Source organism: Psychromicrobium silvestre, from assembly GCF_013408295.1.
Lineage (GTDB): Bacteria > Actinomycetota > Actinomycetes > Actinomycetales > Micrococcaceae > Renibacterium > Renibacterium silvestre.
Genome location: NZ_JACBYQ010000002.1, coordinates 605851 through 626148, shown reverse-complemented (window position 1 = coordinate 626148; position 20298 = coordinate 605851). Strand labels below are relative to the sequence as shown.

23 protein-coding genes are annotated in these 20298 nt (G+C 58.9%); 4 read left to right on the top strand and 19 right to left on the bottom strand.

What is annotated here, in order from left to right; genetic code table 11:
- Window positions 1–193: 193 nt before the first annotated feature.
- From FHU41_RS10980 to dnaB, 4 genes are all read right to left on the bottom strand, one after another.
- Window positions 194–796 (bottom strand): exosortase/archaeosortase family protein, encoded by a 603-nt coding sequence (locus FHU41_RS10980; protein WP_179389699.1) that lies wholly within the window; start codon window positions 794–796, stop codon window positions 194–196.
- A complete protein-coding gene (locus FHU41_RS10975; protein ID WP_343046314.1) occupies window positions 793–2199 on the bottom strand; it encodes a glycosyltransferase in 1407 nt (468 codons plus the stop codon). Before FHU41_RS10975 ends, FHU41_RS10980 begins: the two co-directional genes overlap by 4 nt.
- A 261-nt stretch (window positions 2200–2460) precedes the next feature.
- On the bottom strand, window positions 2461–3210 hold the full coding sequence (locus FHU41_RS10970; RefSeq protein ID WP_179389698.1) for a hypothetical protein: 750 nt from the start codon (window positions 3208–3210) through the stop codon (window positions 2461–2463).
- A 147-nt stretch (window positions 3211–3357) separates the two neighbouring features.
- A complete protein-coding gene (gene dnaB, locus FHU41_RS10965) occupies window positions 3358–4743 on the bottom strand; it encodes a replicative DNA helicase (RefSeq protein ID WP_179389697.1) in 1386 nt (461 codons plus the stop codon).
- 552 nt (window positions 4744–5295) lie between these two features.
- Here dnaB and FHU41_RS10960 point away from each other — a divergent pair.
- On the top strand, window positions 5296–5649 hold the full coding sequence (locus tag FHU41_RS10960) for a hypothetical protein (protein WP_179389696.1): 354 nt from the start codon (window positions 5296–5298) through the stop codon (window positions 5647–5649).
- A gap of 37 nt (window positions 5650–5686) precedes the next feature.
- Window positions 5687–6109 (top strand): DUF1801 domain-containing protein, encoded by a 423-nt coding sequence (locus FHU41_RS10955; RefSeq protein ID WP_179389695.1) that lies wholly within the window; start codon window positions 5687–5689, stop codon window positions 6107–6109.
- A gap of 53 nt (window positions 6110–6162) precedes the next feature.
- On the opposite strand, the gene rplI is transcribed toward FHU41_RS10955, so the two are convergent.
- The 4 genes from rplI to rpsF are packed head-to-tail and all read right to left on the bottom strand — an operon-like array spanning window position 6163 to window position 7840.
- Window positions 6163–6615, bottom strand: a complete 453-nt coding sequence (gene rplI, locus FHU41_RS10950) for a 50S ribosomal protein L9 (protein ID WP_179389694.1) — start codon at window positions 6613–6615, stop codon at window positions 6163–6165.
- A gap of 13 nt (window positions 6616–6628) precedes the next feature.
- Window positions 6629–6871, bottom strand: coding sequence for a 30S ribosomal protein S18 (rpsR, locus tag FHU41_RS10945; RefSeq protein ID WP_045076098.1), 243 nt, complete (start codon window positions 6869–6871; stop codon window positions 6629–6631).
- A gap of 60 nt (window positions 6872–6931) precedes the next feature.
- Entirely contained in the window at window positions 6932–7492 is a 561-nt protein-coding gene (locus FHU41_RS10940; protein ID WP_179389693.1) for a single-stranded DNA-binding protein, read from the bottom strand.
- Window positions 7493–7534: 42 nt separating this feature from the next.
- On the bottom strand, window positions 7535–7840 hold the full coding sequence (rpsF, locus tag FHU41_RS10935) for a 30S ribosomal protein S6 (protein ID WP_179389692.1): 306 nt from the start codon (window positions 7838–7840) through the stop codon (window positions 7535–7537).
- A 291-nt stretch (window positions 7841–8131) separates the two neighbouring features.
- Between rpsF and FHU41_RS10930 the strand changes: the two genes are divergently transcribed.
- Complete coding sequence (locus FHU41_RS10930) at window positions 8132–8713, top strand: dihydrofolate reductase family protein (protein ID WP_218847206.1); 582 nt, start codon at window positions 8132–8134, stop codon at window positions 8711–8713.
- Window positions 8714–8771: 58 nt separating this feature from the next.
- Here FHU41_RS10930 and FHU41_RS10925 read toward each other — a convergent pair whose 3' ends face one another.
- A complete protein-coding gene (locus FHU41_RS10925) occupies window positions 8772–10052 on the bottom strand; it encodes an MFS transporter (protein WP_246279600.1) in 1281 nt (426 codons plus the stop codon).
- Between the two features lie 129 nt (window positions 10053–10181).
- Between FHU41_RS10925 and FHU41_RS10920 the strand changes: the two genes are divergently transcribed.
- Complete coding sequence (locus tag FHU41_RS10920) at window positions 10182–10853, top strand: DUF1345 domain-containing protein (RefSeq protein WP_343046313.1); 672 nt, start codon at window positions 10182–10184, stop codon at window positions 10851–10853.
- A 31-nt stretch (window positions 10854–10884) separates the two neighbouring features.
- Here FHU41_RS10920 and FHU41_RS10915 read toward each other — a convergent pair whose 3' ends face one another.
- From FHU41_RS10915 to FHU41_RS10870, 10 genes are all read right to left on the bottom strand, one after another.
- Window positions 10885–12180, bottom strand: coding sequence for a M18 family aminopeptidase (locus tag FHU41_RS10915; protein WP_179389689.1), 1296 nt, complete (start codon window positions 12178–12180; stop codon window positions 10885–10887).
- A gap of 12 nt (window positions 12181–12192) precedes the next feature.
- Window positions 12193–12549: a hypothetical protein gene (locus FHU41_RS10910; protein WP_179389688.1), complete on the bottom strand. Its 357-nt coding sequence runs from the start codon at window positions 12547–12549 to the stop codon at window positions 12193–12195.
- Window positions 12546–13508, bottom strand: a complete 963-nt coding sequence (locus FHU41_RS10905; protein ID WP_179389687.1) for a PfkB family carbohydrate kinase — start codon at window positions 13506–13508, stop codon at window positions 12546–12548. Before FHU41_RS10905 ends, FHU41_RS10910 begins: the two co-directional genes overlap by 4 nt.
- 14 nt (window positions 13509–13522) lie before the next feature.
- Window positions 13523–14509, bottom strand: coding sequence for an ADP-ribosylglycohydrolase family protein (locus tag FHU41_RS10900; protein ID WP_179389686.1), 987 nt, complete (start codon window positions 14507–14509; stop codon window positions 13523–13525).
- 13 nt (window positions 14510–14522) lie between these two features.
- Window positions 14523–15242, bottom strand: coding sequence for a GntR family transcriptional regulator (locus FHU41_RS10895; protein WP_179389685.1), 720 nt, complete (start codon window positions 15240–15242; stop codon window positions 14523–14525).
- Complete coding sequence (locus tag FHU41_RS10890; protein ID WP_179389684.1) at window positions 15239–15841, bottom strand: cysteine hydrolase family protein; 603 nt, start codon at window positions 15839–15841, stop codon at window positions 15239–15241. The genes FHU41_RS10895 and FHU41_RS10890 overlap by 4 nt, the downstream gene beginning before the upstream one ends.
- The gene (locus FHU41_RS10885; protein WP_179389683.1) at window positions 15838–17346 is read right to left on the bottom strand and encodes a purine-cytosine permease family protein; all 1509 of its coding nucleotides are present in this window, start codon (window positions 17344–17346) and stop codon (window positions 15838–15840) included. Before FHU41_RS10885 ends, FHU41_RS10890 begins: the two co-directional genes overlap by 4 nt.
- 126 nt (window positions 17347–17472) lie before the next feature.
- Window positions 17473–18129: a response regulator gene (locus tag FHU41_RS10880; RefSeq protein ID WP_179389682.1), complete on the bottom strand. Its 657-nt coding sequence runs from the start codon at window positions 18127–18129 to the stop codon at window positions 17473–17475.
- Complete coding sequence (locus tag FHU41_RS10875) at window positions 18126–19412, bottom strand: sensor histidine kinase (protein ID WP_179389681.1); 1287 nt, start codon at window positions 19410–19412, stop codon at window positions 18126–18128. Before FHU41_RS10875 ends, FHU41_RS10880 begins: the two co-directional genes overlap by 4 nt.
- Before the next feature lie 9 nt (window positions 19413–19421).
- A complete protein-coding gene (locus tag FHU41_RS10870; RefSeq protein WP_179389680.1) occupies window positions 19422–20294 on the bottom strand; it encodes an ABC transporter permease in 873 nt (290 codons plus the stop codon).
- Window positions 20295–20298: the final 4 nt, after the last annotated feature.

The following is a 20298-nucleotide window of genomic DNA, read 5'->3' as shown; positions in this document are numbered from 1 at the left end:
GCTATCAGATAGCGACCTGCCCTCCTTTCCGGTACTGGATTGGTTCGTAGTCGTCTTGGTTCGGCACCTGCTGACTCGCCGCTTAGAAGTCGCGCCGACTCCCCAGGGTTTGAGGACTCGGATAGGACAAAGTTGCCATCTAGCTTGGAGCGTTTTTCACCATTCAGGGCTGCTGGGCTGAGAGTCATTCTTTCTACCTTCTGTGTGCTTTGCGAGGGGTACTAGCCGCGGCTTTTCGCTGCTGGAATTTGTTCGTTTTGAAGGCGATCCGGAGCACAATCAGGAAACCTAGCGCGAAGCCAAAGAGAGCAATCAGTGAACCGATAAACCGGTGTCCAATTTGGTAGCCAAAGTCCAGACCCCAGGTTTGGGTGGTGAAAGCAATCAGGGCAAGCCGAAGTTGATTGATAACCAGCACGACGGCGGAAGAGACCAGGAGCCCCGAGGCCACCCTGGTCCAGCTAGTTTTCGTAAAGGCCAGGAGCAACGCGCTCAGCGCCGTCAGCGGCAGAATCAACAACAATACGGTGCACTCGAAGGTGATGTTGAAGGCAATTAGCTGACCCGGCGGGATAGTCACTAGAAAGTGCGTGTCATTGGGCTTTACTCCGCCGATTAATAGCGGCGAGAACCAGAACGCAAGCAATTTGGTCTCCAATTCGCGGACTGCAACATTCTGGCTCAGCAAAACTGTCGCAAAAGCCAGCATGGTCAAGGCCACGATCCAGCGCAAGACTCGCTGCAACCTGCTCACAGTGACTACCGTTCCCTGGCCTGGGAGCGGAAGAGTGCTCATGATCTGGCCTCTCTGACTGCCTTAACTTCTCTGGCTTCCCGGGCTTCCCGGGCTTCCCGGGCTTCCCTGGCTGAGATTGGACGTTCAGCCGAACGAGCGGTTTTAGTCCAGCCGTTTTCATGGCGAAGAATTCTGAACAATGCCCGCCACACGCAGGCGTAGGACAAGTAGTTGGTGATGACGAAGGCGTGTCCCATTTTCACTGCACCCCAAAGCCCTAGGGTGTGGTCGCGGCGGAAGGCGATCACCGCCGTCAAAATCGCTGGCCAGAAACCGAGCAGGTACCAAACCACCAGATAAAGCGCCAAAGAGGCAGCACCCCACTCGAAGATACTGATGCTCGATAGCGAGAGGAACAGCTCTACCAAGACCAAGTGGTAGAGGATTGACCAGGGCAGATCGAAGATCCACGGCACCAGGATGTAGAGGGTCATCTCCACGGCCGCCGCATGGCCCATTTTGGCGGAGCGCAGTATCTCCGGGATTCGCTTTGCGGTCAGCATATGGCCCTGATACCAGCGCGTGCGCTGCTTCAGCAAGGGACCGAACTTCTCCACCCCTTGCTGATCCACCGCAGCCCGCGGGGTTGAACTGGTCTTCCAACCCATCGCGGCCAGGCTGACGGTCAAGTCAAGATCTTCGGTCAAAGAACCCGACCACGGCCTAACACCGACCTGGAGCAGTGCACTCAGCCGGGCAAACTGTCCGTTCCCGCCCAGGCTGACACTATTCGTTCGGACCCTTCCAAACTGTGTCAGCGCAGATTGAGACCAAAATTGATAGTCCTGGAATCGCAGCAGGAAGTTCTTGGCACGGTTGCGAATCCGCACCGCAAGCTGAACCCCACCCACCTCGGCGTCATCGAAGAGCGGCAGCACCTCGGCCAAGGTGCCATTGGACAATTGGCCGTCGGCATCCATTACACAAATGATGACCTTCGCCGGATCCAACCCCTCCCGCTCGACTTCACGCACTATTGTGGCGAAGCCACTGTTCAATGCCGCACCCTTACCCAGACGAGCTTCCGGCAGCTCCCGGCGAACCAAGGTCACCTGCCCCTCACCGGCGACCAATGCCAACTCACCCGTGGCATCGTCACTCGCATCATCAATCACGACGATCCGCTTCTGTCCCCCCGGACTCAGCAAACCTCTGACCGTAGAGCTGATCACCGCTTGCTCATTCAAGCAAGCGATAATAAAGAAAATGTTGTAGTCCGTTGCTAGTGGGCCCTCTGTGCTGACGAAAGGACGGCCATACTCGAAATGGCTTTGGAACCGTAAAGTCGTACGGTCCTTCCTCAACTGGCTAAGCCCCATTCCGACATTCAGAAAGAAATAGGCGGCAGAAAAGGCCATCACGAAAGTCGCCAAGCCATTGATCACGGTCCAAAATACGCTCACCGGGAACTCATTCCCCTAGCTGCGCCAATGGTCCGATCCAATGACACAATCCCGTTTCTGGTTGTTGATTTCACCTTTACTCCAAACTCGATCTTTCACCCCCGAGGCGGAATCCGCTGCTCGATGCAGCTCACGGCCCCTTTGCGCTCCTGTTTGGCGGAGCTTATTGATTTAGTACGGATCGGCGGAGAAGATGTCGTTCAGAAAATGTGAAATAAGTCACACTTCGAACTTTGAGTAGCGAGGCTTTGCCAAGAATCACTAGCGGCAAAGCCTTGCTAGAACGAGAGGGATCTCCCGCTCCAGCGAGGGGGCTAGTTCACACTCAAGTCGAGTCTGTCCTTTGAGCGCTGGACTAATCTCTTCAATGGCTTCCTGGCACCGAGCCAACTTCGTCAGATTCTCGATGGTGCGCGGCATCAGAATCAACACCGCGTGATCGCTATAAGCCACAACCGCAGAAGTAGCTGTCAGAGAGAGCAGACTGGCGCTGCCAAGCTCCGCCTTCAAAGCCCAACCCGTAGGTGCGGTGCCAAAATTTAGCCGGACTGGAAGTTTAATAGCGGCGAGGACTTTGCTCTCCTCAAGTTCGGCGCTGGCGCAGTGATCCAGAAGCAACCTCTCCAGGTGTGCAATCGTGGCAAGACCGGTCGAAGGATCGGTACAGGAATCACCAAGGGCGAGCTGGAAGTTGGCGGACCACCCTTCGAGCATGGCCTGAATTGAATCGATGTCCAGGGTCTTAGCCGCTGCAACATAGGCGCATCGGAGGTCTTCAACCGTTTCAACCACACCCACCCCGAGCAGCGCCCGGGCCGCACCCAGGAGCAGGGCAGCTCGTTCAATATCTCCTTCGCCGAGGAGTGCCTGAGCGAAGACTTCGACTTCTGGAATCAGCCAATCATCGGGCTCACGCCAGCACGCCATCTCCGATAACCGCCGCCAGGCGGAGAGCAATTCAGAGTCAGCACTCAGCTTCGATGCCGACGCACTCACCTGGTTTCTATTCATGCCCCCTAGGTAACTTCTCGACCCAGTTTATGTTGCATTTAGGTCCTGTGATATAAATCACATTTATATCCAGAGGACTCTGCGTAATGACAGGCCCTGACGTGACTCAGGTCCAGCGCCGACGCCAGAAAGAGATCGGAGTCGAACTCAGTAGGACCCACCACCGGAGTCGGGAGCCATATTGGAGAACCGCGAGTAATGCCCCTGGAAGCCGACCACGATGGTCTTCGTGGGGCCATTACGATGCTTGGCTACAATCACATCAGCCTCACCGGCTCGTGAAGATTCCTTATCGTAGATATCCTCGCGGTGCAGCAAGATGACCATATCCGCATCCTGCTCGATGGAACCAGATTCGCGCAGATCGGAAACCATCGGCTTCTTATCGGTACGCTGCTCGGAGCCACGATTCAACTGAGACAAAGCGATCACTGGAACACCCAGCTCCTTAGCCAGCAACTTGAGCGCCCGAGAGAACTCGGAAACTTCCTGCTGGCGTGATTCCACCCGCTTGCCCGAGGACATCAGCTGTAGATAATCCAATACCACGAGCTTGAGGTCGTGCTGCTGTTTGAGCCGACGGCACTTAGCTCGGATCTCCATCAAGGACATATTAGGGCTGTCATCGATGAACAGTGGCGCCTCGTTGAGTGGACCCATCACCTTGGCAATCTTGGCCCACTGCTCGTCCTTCACGGTACCCTTGCGCAAATCCTGAAGCTGAATGGTGGCTTCTGCGCTCATCAAGCGCATCGCAATCTCGGTGCGGCTCATTTCCAAGGAAAAGAAAACGGTGGCCATTTTGTGCTTAATGGCAGCGGAGCGAGCTATGTCCAGGGCGAAGGTGGACTTACCGACGGCGGGGCGCGCGGCGATCACGATCATCTGCCCCGGGTGCAAGCCATGAGTCAGATCATCCAAATCATAGAAACCGGTGGGCACGCCGATCAGACCCTCACCCCGATGACCGGCGGCTTCGATCTCGTCCATCGCCGATTCCATCACTTCACCCAACGGGACATAGTCCTCGGCGGCTCGACGCTCGGCTACCGAGAAGATCTCTGCCTGAGCGGCGTTGACGATGTCTTCGACTTCACCGTCGTTGCTGTATCCCAGCTGAACGATCTTGGTTCCGGCATTGACCAGACGCCGCAGCACGGCTCGCTCGCTGACAATCTGGGCGTAGAAACCCGCATTGGCCGCAGTCGGAACAGACTGGATCAGTTGATGAAGATATGCCGGTCCGCCGACCTTGGAGATCTCACCACGCTTGGTCAGCTCATCGGCCACCGTGACCGCATCGGCGGGCTCTCCGCGACCATAGAGGTCAAGGACCGCCTCGTAGATATTCTCGTGCGCGGGACGGTAGAAGTCCTGACCTCGGAGTACCTCAACAACATCGGCGATGGCGTCCTTGGAAAGCAACATGCCACCAAGCACGCTTTGTTCAGCGACCAAGTCTTGCGGCGGGGTCCTGGCGAAGTCGGGATCGCGCAGAGAGTCTGTCGAAGCATCTGGACTCGCTAACGACATGACTGCCTCTCCCCTTCTAACATTCAGCTTTGCCGCAGCCTTCCGCGGCTGCGCTCAAGCTACATACTTCGCAGTTGCGGAACAGTATGTTTTCTTTCTATCGCAGAGCACCGACAGAACAACTACCGTGAGATGCCTGCGTCCTAAAAATCGATACTCGGCAACGTTACAACAACTCCGTCGCGCTGCTGGCAGAAGGCTGTTGATAACTTGTGGACACTGCGGCGTGTTGTGTGTACTCATTGGGGATAAGCCTGTGGATACAAAAAATGTTTATCATGACATATGCCTCTGACCTTGGGAAACGTTGTTCACAGCTTGTGGAAGGAAAAATCTTTTTCGCCAACCTTCATCCACAGCTTGCATGTTGACAACCTTTTAAGCGGGGTTCGTCAGAGCCGCTTCGAGCGCCCCCGGTGGCCGCTACGAGTGCCCTCGTGAAGCAATGTCATGCGAGGGCTCCTAGCCCCTTCCAGGGACGTCCAAGGGCGTCCATGGGGTCGACGCGGACATCGCTATGCAGGGACCTCCGCGGCAGACTAAACTTCAAGAATGGAATGGTTGATTGTAGGGCTCATTGCAGTAGCAGGCTTGATCATTCTGATCTGGGCATTACGTGCCGGTCGAGGGGAAAGGAGAGGATCCGGACTCTCCGAGGCGGATCGGTACCTCCAGCAGCTGACTGCCCGCTCACATTCCTCTCAAGTGGCGCGGCCACAAAACCTCACCTCGGCTCAATCGGCCCAAGCCTATGCTCCGGCCCTTCCCGTCCAGCTGCCACCGCATATCATTGCTCAGGCTCAGGCCCTAGTGCGTGGGGGACGGAAAATCGAAGCAATCAAGTTGATTCGGCAGAGCACCGGCATGGATCTGGCTACCGCGAAACGTTTCGCCGACAATATCTGAACCAGCGGGCGCGCATCGGGAGCGGGGAAACGGAAGTATGGCAGCCAAATCCGAGCAGATCAAAACCGTGGCTACCGAAGCCTCCGTGCAAGAGTTCATTGATTCGGTATCTGATCCGGTCCGGCGCGCCGACGCCCAGACACTGCTGAAACTCATGACCGAGGTCACCGGACATCAAGCCGTCATGTGGGGCAGCTCAATCATTGGCTTCGGATCCAACCACTACAAGTACGAGAGCGGTCGCGAAGGCGACCAAGTCGCCGTCGGCTTCTCACCACGCAAGGGCAATCTAGCCTTCTACGGGCTGATCAATACGGATTCAGCCCGGGCAAAGCTCGGCGAACTCGGAAAACATAAGACCGGCGTCGGCTGCCTCTACGTGACCCGGCTTGAGCAGATTGAGCTGAAAGTGCTCAAAGAGCTGATCCGAGCTGGCTTTCAGCTAATGAACCAGGCTTAAACCAAAAATGCTCTCCCCTCCTCCGAAGAGGGTGGGAGAGCATTTTTTAGGATCTAGCGGGCAGCAACGACGTTCAGGTCGATGACGGCGGAAACGTCGTCATGCAACCGGACGTTGGCCTGGTACTTGCCGACGCTCTTGATGTGCGCGGGAAGTTCGACCTTACGCTTGTCGATGCTGCCGAGACCGGCAGCCTCAACAGCCTTAGCGACGTCCTCTGCCTTGACGGTGCCGAAGAGTCGACCGGAGTTGCCAGCCTTCACTTCAAGACGCACCGGAGCAGCGGACAATGCGGCGGCCTGAGCCTGAGCAGCCTCAACCGAAGCGTGCTCACGAGCGGTGCGAGCAGCCTTGATCGATTCGACCTGCTTCTCGCCACCCTTGGTCCAGGTCAGGGCGAAGCCGCGGGGCAGAAGGTAGTTACGGGCGTAACCGTTCTTCACCTCGACAATGTCGCCAGCGGCACCGAGACCAGTTACTTCGTGGGTCAAAATGAGCTTTGCCATGTGTAATCTCTCCTTAGTTGCCGCGGCCGGCGCCCGAGTAGGGCAGCAGTGCAACTTCGCGGGCGTTCTTGATCGCCAGGGCGATCTTGCGCTGCTCCTGCACAGTCACGCCGGTGACGCGACGAGCACGGATCTTTCCGCGGTCAGAGATGAACTTGCGCAGCAATGCGACGTCCTTGTAGTCGATGACGGTAACGTCAGCGGCCTTCAAGGGGTTTGACTTTGGTTTGGGCTTGCGAATTTCAGCCTTAGCCATCGTGGAGCTCCTTCAGTTTTGTGGAGCCCGTGGGAGTGTCCCACGGGATGGGAATGGAATTTAGAACGGCGGTTCGGAAGAATCTGGGCCTGCACCCCAGCCGGAAGATCCCGACGACGGCGTCGCCCACGGATCCTCAGCAGGTGCGGCTTGAGCTCCCCAACCAGGGTTGCCGTTCGCGGGAGCGGAGCCACCGCCGGAGTTTCCTCCGCCGAAGCCGCCGTTACCACCGAAGTTTCCGCCACCACCGCCGGAGCGCTGGGTGCGATTAACCTTGGCGTTGGCATACCGCAGCGAGGGGCCGATTTCATCGACCTCAAGCTCAATCACGGTACGCTTTTCTCCCTCTTTGGTTTCGTAGGAGCGCGATTTCAGCCGACCGGTCACGATGACTCGAGTGCCCTTGGTCAGGGACTCGGCAACGTTCTCAGCGGCTTCACGCCACACCGACGCACGCAGGAACAGCGTCTCGCCGTCCTTCCACTCATTCGACGTGCGGTCGAATGTGCGGGGAGTCGATGCGATGGTGAAGTTGGCTACCGCAGAACCGGACGGAGTGAACCGCAATTCCGGATCGTTGGTCAAATTGCCAACAACGGTAATGGTGGTCTCGCCTGCCATGTCTGCCTGCTTCCTACAGTTGGACTAGATGATGTGCCGAAATTACTCGGCAGCAACCTTCTGGTCTTCGGGGCGGATGATCTTGGTGCGCAGGATGGTCTCGTTGAGGCCAAGCTGACGGTCAAGCTCCTGGGCGGTAGCCGGCTCAGCGGTGAAGTTCACCACGGCGTAGATACCTTCGGACTTCTTCTTGATGTCATAAGCCAGCCGACGACGGCCCCAGATGTCCACCTTTTCGACGGTCCCGCCGTCGCCAGTGATCACATTGAGGAACTTCTGCAGCGATGGCTCAACGGTACGCTCGTCGACCTCTGGGTCGATGATGACCATCAATTCGTAAGGACGCATATGTGAACCCACCTCCTTTGGGCTAAGCGGCTACGGTCTTTCCGTAACAGGAGGTTCATTTGCGTGGATCCGCCGGACGCGGAGACGGGCTCCGAAGACACGGCGAATCACATCTGCGCAAGCACAGACCTTGTAATGTTACCGGAAAGCCGGAGGGCCTACCAACTATCCTCAGCACCCGGCCTCTTACATGACCGTTGTGATTTACCTTCGGCACTTGTTACCGTGTGAGCATCAGCTCGTACACCGCAATCACTCGGGAGGTTCGCAGTGTCGGACACCACCTGCCATATGTCGATTTCATTGGACGGCTTTGTCGCCGGGCCGGATCAGAGCCTGGAGAATCCGCTGGGCAAGCGGGGATTAGAGTTGCACGGTTGGCACATCGGCGACCCGCGGGCTAACGATGCTGACAAGACCGCGACCGAGTGGCTAATGCGCCCCCGCGGCGCATATGTGATGGGACGGAACATGTTCGGCCCCATTCGCGGCGGCTGGGACGAAGACTGGTCTGGCTGGTGGGGTGAGGAGCCGCCGTATCACGCGCCGGTTTTCGTGCTAACCCATCACCCCCATGATCCGATTCAGCTGGAGGGTGGGACGACGTTCCACTTCGTGACTGAGGGCTTCGAGGCAGCCTACTCCGCAGCCTTGGAGGCCGCCGGGGACAAGGGAATCGACATCGCCGGTGGGGCCTCGACCGTCCGACAGGCGCTGGCGGCTGGTGTGATCGACGAGTTAACCCTCGACATCGCTCCCGTCCTGCTCGGTTCGGGCGAGCGCATCTTCGATGGAGCTGAGTCCTTCGGCTTCGAGCCCGTCGAGGTGCTTCACTCACCGCTGACCACCCACATCCGTTACCGCCGGTCCTAAACTCTTTCTGATCAACGAGGGCGTCCTTTCGACGCCGAACACAGCGGTAACGCGCCGGTTACTCCGGTAGTGGCTTGTGAGCGGTCTCCTTGAGGGCGAAGATGTACACCGCGAGCGAAATCAGGGAGAGCAAGGCCACGTACCAGCCGAAGAGTTCGGGCACGCCCCAGGATTTGAAGAGCGTTCCCATCGTGGGGGCGGTACCGCCAAACAAGGCGACCGTGAAGGAATAAGGGAAACCGATCCCCGCACTGCGCACATGGGTGGGAATCGTCTCGGCATTGACCGCTGCGGAAATCGAAGTGAAACCACTGAGCACCAGCATGCCAAGCATCGTTACCAACAGCACGCCCCAGAATCCCAAACGAGTGAGCAAGAAAAGCGCGGGGACGATCCCGACGGCGAAAATCGCCGAGTACCCGATCAGCAATGGCCTCCGGCCTATCCGGTCGGAGAGGATGCCCACTACCGGTTGAATCACCATGAAGAAGAATAAGGCGATGGTGGAGATGAGCAGGAAATCACCTTGGCTCGTGACTCCGCCGGCCGGAACATAGGTGGCCAGATAAGTGGTCCAGGTGTAGTACAAAATGGTCCCCGCGATGGTGATCCCGACGATCAGCAGGGTCTGCTTCGGGTATTTAATGATCGCGTCGAAGACGCCGGGACGCTTGGCCTCCGGAGCCACTTCGAGGGTCTCCTGGGTACCGCGACGAATCCAGAGTCCAATTAGGCTGAGCACAGCACCGAAGAAGAACGGCAGTCGCCAGCCCCAGGAGCTCATCTCCGCTTCATTAAGGCTCCTAACCAGCACGGTGGCGAACCCGGAGGCAATCAGCTGACCGGCCGTCGTCGAAACATACTGGAAAGAGGAGAAGAAACCTCGCCTATTGGCTGGTGCTGACTCGACCAAAAACACCGTGTTCGCGGCGAACTCACCACCCACTGAAAGCCCTGAGATGAGTCGGCCGAGGATCAGGATGATTGGCGCCCAGAGACCAGCCGAAGCAAAGGTAGGGGTCAATCCCACGATGAGCGAGCCGAGGCCCATAGCGGTAATGGTGAGAACCAGGGTGTTCTTGCGTCCAATCCGGTCGGCTAGATTGCCCACCAGCAGACCCCCGATGGGGCGGAGCAGGAAGCCGACGGCGAAGACCACGAAGGCGGAGAGCAGACTCGCGGTGGGGTCTGAGGAGGGAAAGATCTGGCCGGAGAAGTTGAGAGCCAGGAAGCTGTAGATATACCAGTCATACCACTCCACCGCATTGCCCACCCCGGCGGCCAGCACCTGGCGGAAATGGTTCGTTACCGGAAGGTTTTTCGCTACCACTTGGCTCATGGCCATATGCTACGCCGGAGTTCCTTTTCGTGATCTGAGTATCGTCACAATTAAGTAGTAACCAACTAAACGCTGGCCACCGAGCCAGTTCGGTCGCCTGCAGTGCCGCTCGGGACGTAGGATCGCCTTGTGTCCACTCCTGCCCGAGAGAGCAAGCGCTCGCGCCGCGCGAAGATCGCCCGGGCGCGGTTCCTTGTAATGCTCCTGGTTGCCCTTTTCGTCGGTTGCCTCACCGGTTTTCTGGATTCCTGGATCCACGCCCCGGCCGTCGCCTGGGCGGGTGCCGCAGGGGTGTACAACCTCTGGGTCTGGCTCGCGATTTCTCGAATGGATGCGAGCGCGACGGCGGCGCACGCCACCGAGGAGGATCCTCGCCGACCCACCGCTTACCTTCTGGTGACTCTGTGTGCGCTGGCCAGCCTGGCCGCCGTCGCAATCGTGGTGATTGACGCCAAGAATGCGGGCAACGGCGGGCGGCTCATTCTCGCAGCGCTAGCCTTGGGCACCACCGCCCTTTCCTGGCTGATGGTTCATACCCTGTACACGCTGCGTTATGCCGAGATCTACTACACCAATACCCCGGAGCCGGGCGGCATCGACTTCAATCAGGAAGAACCGCCGCAATACACTGACTTCGCCTATATGGCTTTCAGCCTGGGCATGACCTACCAGGTTTCAGACACCAGCATCCAAACCCGCACGATGCGATCGGCGGCATTGCGGCATTCCTTGCTGGCCTTCGTCTTCGGCACCGGAATCCTGGCCACCACGATCAACTTGGTGGTCAGCCTGGCGTCTTAGGTTTCGGCTGTAGAGCCTACCGGGCAATCGCCTAGAGCTCCCGGGCGAAGAAGGCCTGGCTAAGACGAGCCAAGCTGAAGGGGTCTTGGACGCCGCACATTTCGCGTGCGGAGTGCATCGAGAGCAGTGGCACGCCCACATCGATGGTGCGGATTCCTAGCCTGGTGGCGGTCAGCGGTCCAATAGTTGAACCACACGGAATATCATTATTGGAAACAAATTCCTGATACGGAATATTTTCCTGCAGAGCCAAACCGGCGATCAGGGCGGCACCTTCCGCGTCCGTTGCGTAGCGCTGATTAGCATTGATTTTCAGCAAGGGTCCGCCGTTCAACAGGGGATGGTTGGCCGGATCGTGACGCTCCGAATAGTTCGGGTGCACGGCATGCCCAGCATCGGCAGAAAGACACCAGGACGCCGCCAGCGCCCGTTGCCAATCTTCAGGCTTCGCCCCCAAGCCGGAAGAAATTCGACTCAGAATATCTGCCAAGATCGGACCGGAGGCACCCGAGGTGGACCCGCTGCCGACCTCCTCATGATCGAAAGCGGCCAAAACCGCGATGGATTCGCCCGCAGGAGCCTGCGCGGTGGAGATCAAAGCCTGCAAACCGGCATGCACCGAACTCAGGTTGTCCAGCCTTCCAGAGGCAAAGAAGGCATCCTCGGCTCCGAACACCGCTGGCTCTTGGGTGTCCGCCAGCACGATGTCGTAACCACCCACCTGCTCGGCGGAAACTCCGGCAGCCTCCGCGAGGACTGCCAGGAGGTCCGCGTTGCTCGGATCCCCCAGTCCCCAGATTGGGTTCATCTGATACTGCTTGTCCAGTTTCAGCCCGTCGTTAACAGCCCGATCCAGGTGGATGGCCAGTTGTGGGAAACGCAGCAGCGGGGCAGTTTGGCTCAGCACCGTGGTTCCGTCCAGCAGCACCAAGCGCCCGGCCAGCCGGAGTTCCCGGTCAAGCCAAGAGTTCAGCAAGGGGCCGCCATAGATTTCGACGCCGGCCTGCAACCAACCGAGCCGGCCTGTGGTTGGTTTGGGCTTGAGTTTGAAGGAGGGCGAGTCGGTGTGCGCACCCAGAATATTGAAGCCGGTGCGGGGGCCAGCGTTTTCCGGAACTATCCAGGCGATCAGGGCACCGTGCCGAATCACGAAGTACTTGCCCGCTCCTCTTGGCCATTCATCCCGCTCCTTCAGAGCGGTAAAACCGACCTCGGCTAGGCGCCGACCCGCCTCAGCCGCCGCGTGAAAGCTGGAAGGTGAGGCGCTAACAAAGCGGCCGAGATCGAGGACGTGGTCAAGTTGATTTGTGGCGGAGTCGAGGGGCATATCTCCATTCAATCAGCTTCTGCGCCGTCGGACGGTGCCGATCAGCAGCAAGATACCCGCCAAGAGTCCGACCAGCCCGAGTGGCAGAGCCGCCAAAGTGGCACCGGTATAAGCGAGTGAACCTTGCGGTGCAGGAGGCATCGGCGGCATAGGTGGTGCCATCTCGGTCAGCGGAACCGAGACGTTCGACGGCGGTGAGGTCACCGGCGGACCGCTCGGCGGAGTACCCGTGACCGTGGCCGAATTCTGAACTGTTCCTATGAAATAGCCGATACCCCAAGGCGCTATACACGAGTTAACACCGAGTAACTCTTTTAGCAAGAGCCAGCTAATTACCGGGAAGTTGATTGAGGAACAAGCCAGACTCAATCGACTTCCGGAAGCACCCCGGAATCGAGGAAGGTTTGGGTGGCTGAAGCATCAGGCGATACCGCAGGACCTACCCGTCTAACCGATATCGCGGCAGCGTGGTTCGCCCAGCTTGCGGCTTCAAAAGGCTCCAGCCCTCGGGCAAGAGCAGCGATAAAAGCACCGAGGTGTGCATCGCCCGCCCCATTGCTATCTATTGGCTCAACGGGAATCACCGGAACGCTCCGTGGCGGTTTTCCGGGCAAGGCTAAAACGCAACCTTCTGCGCCTAGGCGGATAACTACCGATCCACCCTCCAACCGACCAAGCAATTCCTCAGCCGCTCCGAAGGGCTCCCCGGCTCCGGTTGAAAGGTAGGCTTCGCTCTCATTGCAACTCCACCAATCGACTCTGCGATAGAGCTGAGAAAGCACCTCGCTTGGTAGCTTATGCCCCAGGGGGCCTGGGTCGTAGAAGAGTTTAGCCTCGGCGGGAGCGGCATGAAGCACTCGCAGCACCGCCTCCTGGTTAGCCGCCTGCAAAAGGCTGTAGCCGGAAACCGCTAAGGCATCGCGCGCACCAATCATCAGTCGGTCCGCATGCGCGCGAGTCCAGCACGCCTCGGCTCCCGACGCGGTGACAAAGGTCCGCTCGCCATCGGCTTCGATCAGGGCTACGTCGAACCCGGTATCCCCGAGATCCACCGCATCTTCTCGATCAAGAAATTCAATGCCCTCAGCATTGAGTGCCCCGCGAACGATGTCGCCAAAGGGCCCCGAACCAACCAGACCCCCATAGAAAACCGGGAGTCCTTGCCGCGCCGCGGAAGCCATCAGATTGAACCCGCCACCGACGGCCAGTCCGGCACGCTTGGCTATCACGTCGCTGCCGCGTTCCGGAAGTTCACCGACCGCGACGACAATATCCACCAGAACATTGCCCAGGCTAACCAGCCGGTCGAAGCTCCTCACGGAGGTCATGGAGGTCACCGCAGTCATTGACGCAGCGCCAGTAGCGAGGCCGCGAAGCCATCGAGTTCCATTGAATTCACGGTCTTCACCAAGGACACGGCCTCGGCCGGCCATCCGGCCATGCCATGGACCGCGCCGGTAATGGCACCGACGATAGCGGCGATGGTGTCGCTATCCCCACCCAGCGAAGCCGCGGTCAAACAAGCTTGCCAGGGCTCATCCCGATGCAGCGCCAAAATACCAAAAGCCGCGGGTATGGACTCCTGGCTTGCCAGGCTGGTGCCGATCAGCTCGTAGATTGCCTGGGACGCTGAGCCGGAACTGTTCGCTAGGTCCAGAGCCAGCCGAATCCGAGCAGGTACGCTGGCCGCAGCAACCCAATGCCCCCGATTGGCTCCCAGCTCGGCTGCGCGCAGCCCGAGGTCAATTGCCTCGGACACGCTGGCTCCATCGATTCCGGCACTCACGGCGGCGGCCACCGCAGACGCAGCCGCAATCGCCACCCCGGTGTTGTGACTCACTCTGGAAGCCTCGACCACCCGATCAACTAAGGACGGCAGCGAGGTCGCTGACATCATAATTCCGACCGGCGCGATCCGCATTGCTGCACCGTTTGTCACTCCATACCTGCCCGATTGCTCCACGGATTCACCCGCCAGAACGGCTTCCACAGCCCGCTTCGTGGAGGGACCTAGCAGGTCCAGGGAGCCTCGCTGACGCATCTGCTGTTCCCAGGCGACCAGCCGCCGGGCGAGTTCCTGCTCATCAACCCGACCGCCGCCGTCGAGCAATAACTGAGCTAGCAGCAGGGCCTGCTCGGTATCGTCCGTGATGCTTCCCGCGGGCATCCCGGCGGCCAGCGGATGGTCCGCGGCGGCCGGGAAGAACCGGTTGAAGGGCGCGAACTGCTGGGCTATAACCTCTCGGGACATCATCTGGGTGGGCATGCCCAGGGCATCACCGATGGCGAGGCCATACAAGCTGCCCAGGGCACGATCCGTAGCGCTCATTTCGCCTCCCCGCTCAACTGAATCGAAGGTGAAGTTGGAAGTGGACTGGATCGAGGACGCTCTCCACGAACTCAACGAGCTGCCCGGAGGCGTTGAGGGACAATCGTGAAGAATACAAGAACCAGTCACCACCTTTTCGGCGCAAAACCTTTGCCTCATACTCATTGATCGGACGGGATCCGAGCCACTGTTCACCGTGGTCCGGAATCAGACCAGCTAGCGCCAGGGTTTTGGTCAATGAGCCACCGATAAGTCCCCGCTCGGTGAGGTCTGAGAATTGTTCGACGGCGGGAATCCGCGCATGCTCATAGGAGATATAGGTACCGTCGGGGAGCCTCCGCACTCTTTCGATCGAGAAGAAACTGTTCTGCTCCAGACCAAATCTCAACGCCAGCTCTTGGTCCACTACCTGCTTTATGCCCAGAATCTCAGTGCTTGACTGGATGCCATGACGCTCCAAAGCAACGGCCCAGCCCTCCGGATCATCCAATTCGGCACCGTCATAGCTGACGAAGGAGCCCTTTCCGGACCTAGTGGCGATCAGCCCATCGTCTCCCAGTTGAGCAAGCGCCTGCCGCACGGTGTTGCGACTGACCGAAAAGCGCTCGGCTAAAACCTTTTCCCCGGGCAGCTGAATTCCTTTGCCGATCCGACCGGAACGGATTTCGCGCTCCAGGGATTTGGCGATCACCGCATGCTTCAGCGGCGCCAAAGGGTGCTGCTTCGTGCTCATAATGATCCCGCTAAAGACTCCAGTACCGCATCGACCGTGGTGACCTCGATCTGCGGACTGTACAAGGAGAGCAGTTCGAGGGCGCGTTGATGGTCTTCCTCGCTCACTCCTCCGCAGGCGTCGGCCACCACTTGGACCAGAACTCCTGCGTCTGCGGCGGCCAGGGCGGTGGAGAGCACACAGCAATCCGTGGAAACACCGGCCAACACAATCTGCTCCGGCTGCCCCAGCGCCTCCGCGGCAGCGGCATCCCATTTATTGAAAGTTGTTCTATCCAGTAGGACGGCGTTACCGGGCTCAGCGGGATCATTGGACTCAGCGGGCGAAAAGTCGGCGGTCAGGTCGAAGAGTTCCACGCTCTCCGGCTCGAGAGCGAAGGGCCAGCGCTGATAGTAAGGAATCCAAGAACCTTCCGGTTGCTCCGGTACCAGGAAACGCGATAAGGCAACCCGATCGCCGAAGCCCACCTTCAGCCGCTGACATCCGGCAGCAGCGGAGTCAAACATCGGTGTACACCACGGGCTATCGGCTTCGGCAAAGACCCTCTGCAGATCGATGAGCACCAGCCAGGGTTGCTTGATCGCCGATCCTGCGTTCATAGCTCGGGCTCCGGAACCAACTGATCCTGCTCGGAGAGGGGCAAGGCTTCTTGCCGCCGAACCGCAGCCCGGCCGAACAACAGATAGCCGAGGAAACCAAGAAGCAGTGCCGCTAGCACGCCTAGGTTCGCATAAGCCCAGTCACCCTCACGGCCCCCGAAGGCACCAAGTAGATAACCCTGCCAGGACAGCCAAGCGGCCGAGGAGTTCGTCACTAGGCCCCAGCCAACGGCTGTGCCAAGTAGTAGCAAGATGACCGGTACCAACCGGACATTGCCATATCTTCCGGTGGTCTGAAAGAGCTCCTTGGCTGCGTAACCCTTGCGGCGCAGCAGCAGGTCGGCCAGGAAGATCCCGCACCAGGCCGCCACCGGAACACCCAGGGTAATCAGGAATCCTTGGAACGGTCCCAGGAAATCCCCGGCGAAAAAGACGATGTAAATGGAACCCGCAACCATTAGTACGCCGTCAATACTGGCCGCCACGAAACGTGGAGCCTTCAGCCCGACGCTGAGCAAAGCCAGTCCGGAGGAATAGATATCCAGTACCGCACCGCCGATCAATCCGAGCACGGCGACCAGAGCAAAGGGAATGAGGAACCAGGCCGGAAGCAAGGTGGTGAGAGCGCCAATCGGATCGCTGGCAATCGAGGTGCTGAGATCCGCCGAAGAACCGGCCAGCAATAATCCGAAAATCAGCAGAATGATCGGTCCGAGCGATGCCCCGAAAGTGGTCCAGAGCACCACTGCCGGGCTGGAAGCCTGACGGGGAAGGTATCGCGAGTAGTCACCAGCGGCGTTGACCCAGCCCAGTCCGAAGCCGGTCATCATAAACACCAAGCCACCGATGAACTGCGGGGTGGACCCGGCAGGCAAAGCCGCCAAGGTGGCAAAATCAATCTTGTCGATCACCAGGATCATGAAAACGATAGTCAGCACCCCGGTGATCACCGTGATCCACATCTGCAGCTTCATAATGAAGTCGAAGCCGATGATTCCGCCGCCGACAATAAGGGCGGCGACCAGCACCAATGCCGCAATCTTCACCGGCAAGCCTCCACCCAAGCCCAGTTCGGTGAACACCGTGGCGGTGGCAAGCACAGCGAGGGAAGCCAGCACGGTCTCCCAGCCAACGGTGAGTAACCAAGAAACGGCGGACGGGAGCCGGTTCCCATTGGTTCCGAAAGCCGCCCGGCTCAGCGTCATCGTTGGGGCGTGCCCGCGCTTACCGGAAAGGGCGATAAAGCCGCACAGCAAGAAGGAGAGAACGATTCCCACTGCCCCCACAATGGTGGCTTGCCAAAAGGAGATACCGAACCCCAGCAGGAACGAACCATAGCTCACTCCAAGAACAGAAATATTCGCGGCAAACCAAGGCCAGAACAACTCGCGTGGCTGGCCACGGTGCTCCCGTGCGTCGATGGAATTTATCCCATTGAGTTCAACTCCCCGGGGCTTGGCAGGCGCCTCGCTGCCGGACTGCGAGTGTTTTGCATGAGCTTCCATCGAAAGCCTTTCACGAGCTGTTATGGAACTCCGGAAGTCGGACCTGTTCAAACCTGTTCAATACCCTGAACTTAGGCGTCCATAAAAACGGTGTCAAGCATTTTCAAAAGGTTCAGAATTCAGCAATTACTCTTGGCCTGGCACCACGACACCAGACTCATAAGCCCAGACCACCACCTGAACCCGATCCCGCAGGTCCAATTTGGTCAAAATTCGTCGCACATGGGTTTTCACGGTGGCTTCCGACAGATAGAACCGTCCGGCAATTTCCGCATTGGACAGCCCTTCGGCCAGGGCGCGCACCATCTCTACTTCACGCGCGGTCAAGCCAGCGGCAGAACCATCCGAAGGTGCCACGGCGGGAGTGGTCCGCACGAAACTCTCTAGCAGTCGCTGGGTCACCCGGGGCGCCACCACGGCATCACCACTGAAGACCAGTCGAACGGCCTGTACTAACTCGGCCGGTGCCACGTTCTTGAGCAGAAACGCACTTGCCCCCGCTCGCAGACCGGCAAAGGCATATTCGTCCAGGTCAAAAGTGGTCAAAATAATCACTCGGGCGGCAGACCCCGAATCGACGATCTGCCGCGTCGCCTCAATCCCATCCAGCACCGGCATCCGAACATCCATCAGTACGACGTCGGGCCGCAACTCGGCTGCCATCCCCACGGCTTGGGCACCGTCCCCGGCTTCACCGACAATCTCGAAGTCCGATTCGCCTTCCAGGATCAACCGGAAACCCATCAGCAGCAAGGGTTGATCATCCACCAAGAGAATCTTCATGCTCCGGCCTCCGTCGAATCAGGGCACTGCAAATTAGCTTCTACCAGCCAGCCGCCGTTCGCGGCGGGGCCAGCACTGACCTGACCGGCATAGCTGGCGGCACGCTCGCGCATTCCAATCAACCCCTTTCCACTGCCAATCACCAGCGGTCCTCGACGGTCCTCGATAGCCTGCTTGCCGTCGTCGGAAATCGATAACAAAACCTGTGGGTGCTCATGGGTGAGTTTGACCTCTACTCGGGAGACGGAGCGGGCATAGCGCAAGACGTTTGTCAGCGACTCCTGCATTATCCGGTAGACGGTAAGCCGGAAGGCCGGATCTTCTGGCAGCGTTGGACCGGAGAGCGAGAACGATAGTGGCATGCCGGCAGCGCGGAATCCCGCGAGCAGTGCTTCTATATCAAAATCGGCCGGCAGGGGCTTGCGTTCGCCCTGCTCTTGTGAACCTTCCGCCCGCAACAATCCCAGCACGCGCTGCATATCGGCGAGCGCACTGCGGCCGGTCTGGGACAACTTAGCCAGTGCTTCTTCAGCCCGATCCGGTGAACGTTTAAAGGCGACCTGCGCGCCGTCGGAAAGCGCAATCATCACCGAAAGAGAGTGCGCTACGACGTCGTGCATCTCCCGGGCAATCCGGTTCCGTTCATTTGCCGAAGCCAGCGCCGCATTTCTCCGTGCCCATTCCTGCAACTCCTTTTCGTGCATCCGATCTCGCCGGACCGAGACGCCGATGCCGGTGGCCACCACATTCGCCAAAATGATGAACCCTGCCGTGACAACCCAGAAAGTAGGCACCTGCCCGAGCGGCACACTGGCCGGAGTGGCACGAGTGGGCAGCAGCACCACCATAAAGGCAACCAGCGGTAGGGTCACCGCAGCGGTGATTGCGAAGCCGAAACGTCCGCCCCTAGTGGCGGCCACTACGTAGAGTCCGAACACCAGACTGGTTCCGACACTATTGGATATCGGATCTGCCAGCACCACCGCTACCATTTCAAGGACGGCCAAGGCCAAGACCACCGGAATCGGGTAGCGACGCCGGAAAAACAGCACTCCAGCCGTCACTAGAACTAAGGCGATGGGCGCAGATTTATCTGCGACGGAGCTCAGCAGTGTGTTCGGCGAAGCCACCAGGAGATAGATCAGCACGATGCACAGATCCATCACTACCGGGTGCCGATAGAAAAAACGCCGCACGGGTCCGCGGCGCTTAACGCTGAATTCGGTGAGGGCGACGCCGGCCGTTCGTTCCGTCGTCGCCCTCACCTGGCTATTACTGCTCATCCTTAGAGCTTAGGCATCGCGCTTCTTCAAGGCGACCAGAGCTGGGACGAGCAAAACCAGAACCCAGCCCACGAAGACCAGCCCGGCTGCCCAGGGATCGAGCTGACCATCAATATGCTCGGTGGAAAGCATCCGAATCGCTACCTCGCTCGGGAAGTATTGAGGCAGGTACTTGAAGAAATCGATCGGGATCAGCGGCAGGAAATTACCCGCAATCGGCAGCACAAAAAGTGCACCGGCCAGAATCACGATGCCACCGGCAGAATTACGCAGCAGAACACCCAAGGACAGGCCCATCAGGGTCACTCCGGCTACCGCCAAGCCGCACAGGAAGATGCCGGAGAGCATCCCCTTCTGGTCAATCGCGAAATCAATGTTGTAGTTCCCGAGAATGGGCTTGGCCACCAGGAAAGTGACAAAGGCCCCCACCGTGGTCAACACATAGGAAACCACAATAAGAACAAGAGCCTTAGCTCCGAAAACGGGAAGCCTACTGGGAACCGCCGAGAAAGAGGAGCGGATCATCCCGGTGCTGTACTCGCTGGCAATGAAAAGCACAGCGAGCGCCCCGAGGATGAGCATCCCCAACTGGATGCCTCCGTACGGAATGCTGGAGAAATCGAAGCTGCTCAACTGGGCAGCAGCTCCTGGCGGGCCGTTCCCGGCGGCAGCATCGGTGTGTGCCCGTTCGGTAGCGAATCCGATGCCAAAGGCTTCGAAGGCACCGATGCCAACGATGACCACCAAGGAAACAATGAGAAGCAACTTGGTGGAAAGCAGGGACCAAAACTTAATGATTTCGCTCTTCAGCACTCCGCCGAAGTTCACGCCATGCGTTCCGGCGGCGGGACGGTGGGCAGTGGGGAGGGTTTGCGTCGTCATGGCG

Bases quoted from the DNA above. Each gene is read 5' to 3' on its own strand.
- FHU41_RS10955 (WP_179389695.1), top strand. From the start codon at position 5,687: ATGGCAGCCAAATCCGAGCAGATCAAAACCGTGGCTACCGAAGCCTCC.
- FHU41_RS10885 (WP_179389683.1), bottom strand. From the start codon at position 17,346: ATGGAAGCTCATGCAAAACACTCGCAGTCCGGCAGCGAGGCGCCTGCC.
- FHU41_RS10980 (WP_179389699.1), bottom strand. From the start codon at position 796: ATGAGCACTCTTCCGCTCCCAGGCCAGGGAACGGTAGTCACTGTGAGC.
- FHU41_RS10895 (WP_179389685.1), bottom strand. From the start codon at position 15,242: ATGAGCACGAAGCAGCACCCTTTGGCGCCGCTGAAGCATGCGGTGATC.
- FHU41_RS10930 (WP_218847206.1), top strand. From the start codon at position 8,132: ATGTCGATTTCATTGGACGGCTTTGTCGCCGGGCCGGATCAGAGCCTG.
- rpsR (WP_045076098.1), bottom strand. From the start codon at position 6,871: ATGGCTAAGGCTGAAATTCGCAAGCCCAAACCAAAGTCAAACCCCTTG.
- FHU41_RS10940 (WP_179389693.1), bottom strand. From the start codon at position 7,492: ATGGCAGGCGAGACCACCATTACCGTTGTTGGCAATTTGACCAACGAT.
- FHU41_RS10875 (WP_179389681.1), bottom strand. From the start codon at position 19,412: ATGAGCAGTAATAGCCAGGTGAGGGCGACGACGGAACGAACGGCCGGC.
- FHU41_RS10925 (WP_246279600.1), bottom strand. From the start codon at position 10,052: ATGAGCCAAGTGGTAGCGAAAAACCTTCCGGTAACGAACCATTTCCGC.
- FHU41_RS10880 (WP_179389682.1), bottom strand. From the start codon at position 18,129: ATGAAGATTCTCTTGGTGGATGATCAACCCTTGCTGCTGATGGGTTTC.
- dnaB (WP_179389697.1), bottom strand. From the start codon at position 4,743: ATGTCGTTAGCGAGTCCAGATGCTTCGACAGACTCTCTGCGCGATCCC.
- FHU41_RS10900 (WP_179389686.1), bottom strand. From the start codon at position 14,509: ATGAGCGCTACGGATCGTGCCCTGGGCAGCTTGTATGGCCTCGCCATC.
- FHU41_RS10890 (WP_179389684.1), bottom strand. From the start codon at position 15,841: ATGAACGCAGGATCGGCGATCAAGCAACCCTGGCTGGTGCTCATCGAT.
- rplI (WP_179389694.1), bottom strand. From the start codon at position 6,615: ATGGCAAAGCTCATTTTGACCCACGAAGTAACTGGTCTCGGTGCCGCT.
- FHU41_RS10905 (WP_179389687.1), bottom strand. From the start codon at position 13,508: ATGACCTCCGTGAGGAGCTTCGACCGGCTGGTTAGCCTGGGCAATGTT.
- FHU41_RS10970 (WP_179389698.1), bottom strand. From the start codon at position 3,210: ATGAATAGAAACCAGGTGAGTGCGTCGGCATCGAAGCTGAGTGCTGAC.
- FHU41_RS10915 (WP_179389689.1), bottom strand. From the start codon at position 12,180: ATGCCCCTCGACTCCGCCACAAATCAACTTGACCACGTCCTCGATCTC.
- FHU41_RS10960 (WP_179389696.1), top strand. From the start codon at position 5,296: ATGGAATGGTTGATTGTAGGGCTCATTGCAGTAGCAGGCTTGATCATT.
- FHU41_RS10870 (WP_179389680.1), bottom strand. From the start codon at position 20,294: ATGACGACGCAAACCCTCCCCACTGCCCACCGTCCCGCCGCCGGAACG.
- rpsF (WP_179389692.1), bottom strand. From the start codon at position 7,840: ATGCGTCCTTACGAATTGATGGTCATCATCGACCCAGAGGTCGACGAG.